Annotated in this window: 4 protein-coding genes, 1 tRNA gene and 2 pseudogenes; 4 read left to right on the top strand and 3 right to left on the bottom strand. The window is 70.5% G+C overall.

Going from position 1 to position 6,165, the window contains the following annotated elements; genetic code table 11:
- Positions 1-194 precede the first annotated feature (194 nt).
- A pseudogene (locus EF387_RS18455) lies at positions 195-846 on the top strand (tyrosine-type recombinase/integrase); the annotation flags it as partial.
- A gap of 133 nt (positions 847-979) precedes the next feature.
- On the opposite strand, the gene EF387_RS18450 reads toward EF387_RS18455, so the two are convergent.
- A tRNA-Gly gene (locus EF387_RS18450) sits at positions 980-1,053 on the bottom strand.
- A gap of 564 nt (positions 1,054-1,617) precedes the next feature.
- On the opposite strand from EF387_RS18450, the gene dcd reads away from it, so the two are divergent.
- A complete protein-coding gene (gene dcd, locus EF387_RS18445) occupies positions 1,618-2,193 on the top strand; it encodes a dCTP deaminase (RefSeq protein WP_128377634.1) in 576 nt (191 codons plus the stop codon).
- Positions 2,194-2,204: 11 nt separating this feature from the next.
- Positions 2,205-2,708, top strand: coding sequence for a phosphoribosyltransferase (locus EF387_RS18440; protein ID WP_128377633.1), 504 nt, complete (start codon positions 2,205-2,207; stop codon positions 2,706-2,708).
- A gap of 150 nt (positions 2,709-2,858) precedes the next feature.
- Here EF387_RS18440 and EF387_RS18435 read toward each other — a convergent pair whose 3' ends face one another.
- Together EF387_RS18435 and EF387_RS18430 are read right to left on the bottom strand one after the other, a co-directional pair.
- Entirely contained in the window at positions 2,859-3,845 is a 987-nt protein-coding gene (locus EF387_RS18435) for a Yip1 family protein (protein ID WP_128377632.1), read from the bottom strand.
- Positions 3,846-4,175: 330 nt separating this feature from the next.
- Positions 4,176-4,877: pseudogene (locus tag EF387_RS18430) on the bottom strand (MerR family transcriptional regulator); the annotation flags it as partial.
- Between the two features lie 122 nt (positions 4,878-4,999).
- Between EF387_RS18430 and EF387_RS18425 the strand changes: the two are divergent.
- Complete coding sequence (locus EF387_RS18425) at positions 5,000-6,136, top strand: DUF1152 domain-containing protein (protein ID WP_128377631.1); 1,137 nt, start codon at positions 5,000-5,002, stop codon at positions 6,134-6,136.
- Positions 6,137-6,165 lie beyond the last annotated feature (29 nt).

Here is a 6,165-nt window from a genome sequence, read left to right as displayed (position 1 = left end):
GGGCACCCCCATCGCCGCGTTGCCAAAAGGTCCTGGTAGCTCCGCTACGAGGACCTTCCGGCGCCTTGCGATGCACGGCACCAGACCACGCGACCTGATCGGACGCTCATAGTGAAAGGACCCCTAAACCGACCGGCGGAAGTGGCCCAGCGCTCGTGAGCCTTTCGGCGGGCCGACCCGGCGGCGCTGAGCGGCCGGCCCTGCGCAGAAGCGCGGGCAAGGAAGCTGCGACCGAGCGTCGGATCGCCAACGTCGCCCAGGTTGACGCCCTCGCGAACGCGATCGGCATCCGCTGGCGGCTCATGGTCTACCTCGGGGCCTACGGCCCGATGCGCCCCGAGGAACTTGGCCGGGCTGCGGCGCCGAGACGTCGACCTGGACAACCTCGCGATCCGGGTCCGGGTTGCCGAGCCCGAGCGGACCAACGGCAAGCGCGCTCCGGGTGCGACCAAGTCGGACGCGGGCGCACGCTTCGTCGTCCTTCCGGCCTTCCTGGAAAGGGAGTTGAAGCGCCAGCTTGCCTGGTACGCCGAGAAGGGGCCTGATGGGCTCCTCTTCGTTGGTGAGAAGGGAGCTCCCTTCCGCCGCACATCCTTCGGCCGGAAGTGGCGGCGCGCCCGTACTGCCGTCGGTCTCCCTGACGGCTTCCGCTTCTACGACCTTCGTCACACCGGACACACGCTCTCGACCCGCTCGGGCGCGACCCTCAAAGACACGATGGTCCGGTCGGGACAGTCCTCCGAGAAGGCTGCGCTGATCTATCAGCACTCCGACGACGAGCGGCAGCGAGAGGTGGCCGCCGGGCTCGACGAGATGGTGCGCGCCGAGCGTGCGAAGAGCCACAAGGACAACCCCGCGCACCACAACGAGGAGGCCGCCGGAAGCTCGCCTCAGCTCTTATGGTGCGGTTGTGGTGCGGCGGCCGCCCACCGGTCTGGACAACAAAGAACCCCCGGGTCCCTGACCTGGGGGTTTCACATGGAGCGGGTGACGAGAATCGAACTCGCGCTCTCAGCTTGGGAAGCTGATGTTCTACCATTAAACTACACCCGCGTAAGACGACCGCTCTGCGGTGTCTCGGCGCTTCGTCACTCTACCTCATGCCAGGCCTCCGGTGCTGACCGATCGGGGGCCTGTCCTGTTGCGCGGGCCCTGGGGCCTGCACCGTTTCGTGGGGTGGACGGCGCTGTGCGGGGCGGGAGTTGGGGCGTACCGTGGAGGTCTCGCAGAGGGCGGAGTGCCGCCTGGAGGGCCATCCCTATCGTCCCGTAATGTGGCTTTCCGTCGTCAGGGCAACAGCCAGACGCCGCTCTCTGGGGAAGGGACTCTTGGACTTGATGGAGCGCACCGTCGTCCGTTGTGCCGAGGGGCACGTGTTCAGCATCGCTTCGTTCCCGATGCAGCAGGCCGAGCGACTCGGTCCAGGCCGGCTCATCCGCTGTCCGCGGTGTGCGCGGCTGCGGAACGCCGTGCCAGTGGCCTCGCACAAGCGGTAGACCGTTCGTCCGCCCGCTCTCCGGGTGCCGCCCCGGCGGCTCTCGGAGAGCGTCGTGCGGTACGTGGTACGGGGGTGCGGGGGCTGTGACCGTCACCGGCGGGCCCGCGTATCCTCGGTGCGTGCTTCTCTCAGATCAGGACATCCGGACCGAGATCGACAAAGGGCGGGTAGTGATCGACCCGTTCGAACCGACCATGGTGCAGCCCTCGAGCATCGACGTGCGGCTCGACCGCTACTTCCGGGTGTTCGAGAACCACCGTTACCCCCACATCGACCCGTCCATCGAGCAGGTCGACCTGACCAGGCTCGTGGAGCCCGAGGGGGACGAGCCGTTCATCCTGCATCCCGGGGAGTTCGTGCTCGCCTCGACGTACGAAGTCATCACACTGCCCGACGATCTTGCCTCACGGCTCGAGGGGAAGAGCTCGCTGGGGCGGCTGGGGCTCGTCACCCACTCCACCGCCGGCTTCATCGACCCCGGCTTCTCCGGGCATGTCACGCTCGAGCTCTCCAACCTCGCCACCCTCCCGATCAAGCTCTGGCCGGGCATGAAGATCGGGCAGCTGTGCATGTTCCGGCTCTCCTCGCCCGCCCAGTTCCCCTACGGCAGCGAGCGCTACGGCTCCCGCTACCAGGGACAGCGCGGCCCCACCGCCTCCCGCTCCTTCGTCAACTTCCACCGCACCCAGGTCTGAGCGGCTCCGTGATGAGTGACACGCCCGCGCGGGAGAACCTCAGCTACGAGCAGTTCGGTGTCGCCGTCCGCGAGCTCGCCCGGACCATCGCCGACGACGGCTACGAACCCGACCTGGTGCTCTGCATCGCCCGCGGTGGCGTCTTCGTCGCGGGGGGCCTGGCGTACGCCCTCGACTGCAAGAACATCCACCTGGTCAACGTCGAGTTCTACACGGGAGTGGGGACCACCCTCGATATGCCCGTGATGCTGGCGCCAGTCCCCAACCTGATCGACTTCTCCGACAAGAAGGTCCTGATCACGGACGACGTCGCCGACACCGGCAAGACCCTCAAGCTGGTGCACGAGTTCTGCGTGGGCACCGTCGCCGAGGTCCGCAGCGCCGTCATCTACGAGAAGTCCCAGTCCCTGGTGAAGTGCGAGTACGTGTGGAAGCGGACCGATGACTGGATCAACTTCCCGTGGAGTGTCGAACCGCCCGTGATCCGGCGGTCCGGGCAGGTTCTCGAGGCCTGACCGGCTCGGTGGGCCCGCACGACAACGATGAGGGGCTCCCGGTGGCGCTTGCGCGCCCGCGGGAGCCCCTCTCGGTGTTCCGTGGTGTTCCGTCGGTGCTCCGGCCGGGACACGACCGGTGTACCGGTGTCGTGGCGCCGGAAACCGTGCCTAGAACGTACCCAGCTTGATGATCGACAGGATCGCGATCAGTTGGATCGCCGACGCGCCCAGGGCCTTCGGCCACGGCAGGTCGTGGGACTTGCTGACCATGAGCGTGAGCAGCGCGCCCGCGCCGACCCAGGTCGCCCAGCCCAGGATCTGGACGAAGGACGCCTGGCCTCCCGCGAACATCGCGACCAGCAGGCGCGGCGTGTCCGTGATGGACATGATCAGCATGGAGAGGCCGACCGTGGGCTGCCAGGCGCCGTCGCCGCCGAGCTGGCGGGCGAGGGTGTGGGTGACCACACCGAGGATGAAGGAACTGATCACGATCGCCACGGCCGTGGTCAGGACGATCGGGATCGCCTGGGAGAGCGTGGCGTTGATCGCGTCCTCGCGGGCGCCGTCGAAGCCGAAGACGGCGAGCAGGCCGTAGATGAAGGTCACGATCAGGGCCGGGCCCCACATCGTGTAGTCGCGCATCTGCAGGAACGTCTGGCTCGGGCTGAGCACGACGCCCTTCAGCAGCTCCTTCCAGTGCAGGCGCGGTCCGACCGGGGGCGCCGGGGTGTGTCCGGCGCGGTAGGTCTCGCTCTGCTGGTAGGGGTCCTCCCCTACGGAGAAGGCCTGGGTGTGACCCGGGTGGTTGGCGGCGTACGGGTCAGGGCCGTGTCCGTCGCCGAAGTACTCCGGCTCCCCCTGGCCGCCCGACTGGGGCCACTGCTGCTGCCCGGGCTGCCCCCGGCCGCCGTACCGCGGCTGCTGTTGCTGCGGGTACGGCTGCGGTGCGGCAGGGTAGCCGTACGACGGACCGCCGCCCTGTGGGGCCTGCTGTCCGTACGGCTGCTGCCGTGGTTGTCGTTGGGGTTGCGCCGTGCGGTTGTCCCGGCCGCGTCCGATCCTGAATCCAGCCACGTCTTCGAACGTACCCGGTCCCGGAGAGTGACGTGGCGGGCGCGGGCCAACGCGGACCCCATTGCGGCCGACCTGTGACATCCCTTAGGGGGTTGCCTCGGTGGACCCCAGAAGGTCTCAGGGGCCTGTGCCAACTCCCGCGGCAAGCCCGGCTTCCGGGTCCTCCGAGGCTTCCGGCACCTGCGCGGCTTCCGGGTCGTCCGAGGCTTCCGGCACCTGCGCGGCTTCCGGGTCGTCCGAGGCTTCCGGCACCTGCGCGGCTTCCGGGTCGTCCGAGGCTTCCGGCACCTCCGTGGCCTCCGGGACCAGCGCGGCACCCGGCACCACCGCGGCTTCCCCCGCGGCTTCCGGGTCGTCCGAGGCTTCCGGGATCTGCGCGGCCTCCGGCGCTGGTCGTGGCAGGTGGCCCTGGTCCCTCAGGTAGGCGTACAGCCACCCGTCCCCTTCCAGCATGGCCGTCGTCCGAGCCGCCAGTTCCTCGCGTCTTCGCGCGATGGCCGCCCGCAGCGCGGTGTCGCTGTCCGTGCGGCGGAACTCCTCGAGCAGGGCCCTGATCTGCGGCAGCGGATAGCGGCTCTGGCGCAGTACGTGGATCATCCGGGCGTCCCGGACGTCGGCGGGGCCGTAGTGACGGTACGCGGTGCCCCTCTCCCGGGCCGGGGCGAGCAGTCCGGCCGCCTCCCACACCCGCAGGGCGGAGGTGCGTACGCCGAGGAGGGCGGCGACCTCGCCGATGCGCAGATCACCGTGGCGCGGCGGCGGCACGGTGAGTGGTCGGCCGGCGAGCGCCTCCAGGGCCTCGCTCGCCGTGTCCAGCGAGCCGCGCTGCTCGTGCAGGACGGCGTGCGCCTCGTCGACGAGCGCCAGCGCCCGCGGGACGTCTCCCGCGTGCACCGCGCGCATCACCCGCTGTGCGGTGTCGTGCCCGTACCCCGTGAGCAGGACCCGGTGGGTCAGCAGGGCCTGCCGGTGCACGTCCTCGAAGGTGCGGTAGCCGGCGGCGGTGCGCGAGGCCGGGGGCAGGATGCCGGCCTCCTCGTAGTTGCGGATCTGCTGGGTGGACATGCCCGCCAGACGGGCCAGGTCGACGGGGCGCAGTCGGGGCGTGGACATGGAGGTGAAGGCTACGGGAGCGGGATTCCTACCGGTTCCGGGCGGAACTCGGGGCCGAGAGGTGCCCTCGTACCCCGATTCGCGGAACTCTGGGCCGAGAGGTGCCCTCGTACGCTGGTCCCATGACGCGGTTGGTCGTCGCGGCGGGAGGCGGTGGTGACGCGGTCGCCGCCGCGATGTTCGACGCCGCCGTCCACGGCACCGGGGAACGGGCGGTGATCCTCACCTACGCGTGGGACCGCCTACTCGTCGACGCCGTCCCGGGGCCCCGCGGAGCGGACGGCTTCACCGGGCTGCGGTCGCTGACCCCGGCGGTCCGTTCGGTGCCCGCGCGGGCCCGACCGCTGGCGCCCGCGGGTTCCACGCTGCCGCGGCTCGCCGCTGAGCTGCCGCACACCTTCGCACTCCTCGACCCGTACCGCGGGGTCGAGGGAGTCACGCGGCAGCTGGAGGAACTGCTCAAGGAGTTGTCGCCGGACTCGGTCCACCTGCTCGACGTGGGCGGCGACATCCTCGCCCGAGGGGACGAACCGACACTGAAGAGCCCGCTGGCCGACGCCCTCACTCTGGCGGCCTGCTGCCAGGTGAGCGCGCCCGTCCGGCTGCTGGTGGCGGGCCCCGGCCTGGACGGCGAGCTACCTGCCGAGGAGGTGTGCGGCGCGCTCGGCGCCGTGGTCCATGTCTTCACCGCCGAGGACGTGGAGGCGGTCGGCAGGGTCCTCGACTGGCATCCGTCGGAGGCGATGGCGATGCTCGCGGCAACGGCCCGGGGGGTGCGCGGGGCGTGCGAGGTACGGGGCGCGCAGTCGCCGGTCGCGTTGACGGACGAGAGCCCGACGGTACGCGAGGCGGATCCGGAACAGGCCCTGGACCGCAACGAGCTGGCGCGGGCGGCGATGGGGACGGGCAGCCTGGCGGAGGTGGAGGAGTTGAGCCGTGACATCTGCGGCCACTCGGAGCTGGACCACGAACGCGAGGAGGCGGCCCGGTTCCGGCGGCGCAGGGCCGCCGCGCCGGATCCTGCGGCCCTCACGTCGGATCCTGCGGCGATCGGGCCGGATCCTGCGGCGATGCTGAGCCGACTGGACCGGTTGGAGGCGGAGGCCAGGGGCCGTGGCGCCACTCATCTGACACTGGGCCGCATCACCGAGGCACTGGACCTCGACAGCACCCAGTGGGACGCCCTGCGCCGCCTGCTGAAGAGCCGTCGAGCGGATCGGTACGAGGCACCACTGTGGCGGATCCCGGGTGGGGTGTGAGCGCGGCGGGGCCGGTGCCGGGCTGGAGC

It is taken from the genome of Streptomyces cavernae (assembly GCF_004023625.1).
GTDB lineage: Bacteria > Actinomycetota > Actinomycetes > Streptomycetales > Streptomycetaceae > Streptomyces > Streptomyces cavernae.
The sequence above is the reverse complement of the archived record's forward strand: the minus strand, read 5'-3'. Positions and strand labels throughout refer to the sequence as shown.

Bases quoted from the DNA above. Each gene is read 5' to 3' on its own strand.
- EF387_RS18425 (WP_128377631.1), top strand. From the start codon at position 5,000: ATGACGCGGTTGGTCGTCGCGGCGGGAGGCGGTGGTGACGCGGTCGCC.
- EF387_RS18440 (WP_128377633.1), top strand. From the start codon at position 2,205: ATGAGTGACACGCCCGCGCGGGAGAACCTCAGCTACGAGCAGTTCGGT.
- EF387_RS18435 (WP_128377632.1), bottom strand. From the start codon at position 3,845: ATGTCACAGGTCGGCCGCAATGGGGTCCGCGTTGGCCCGCGCCCGCCA.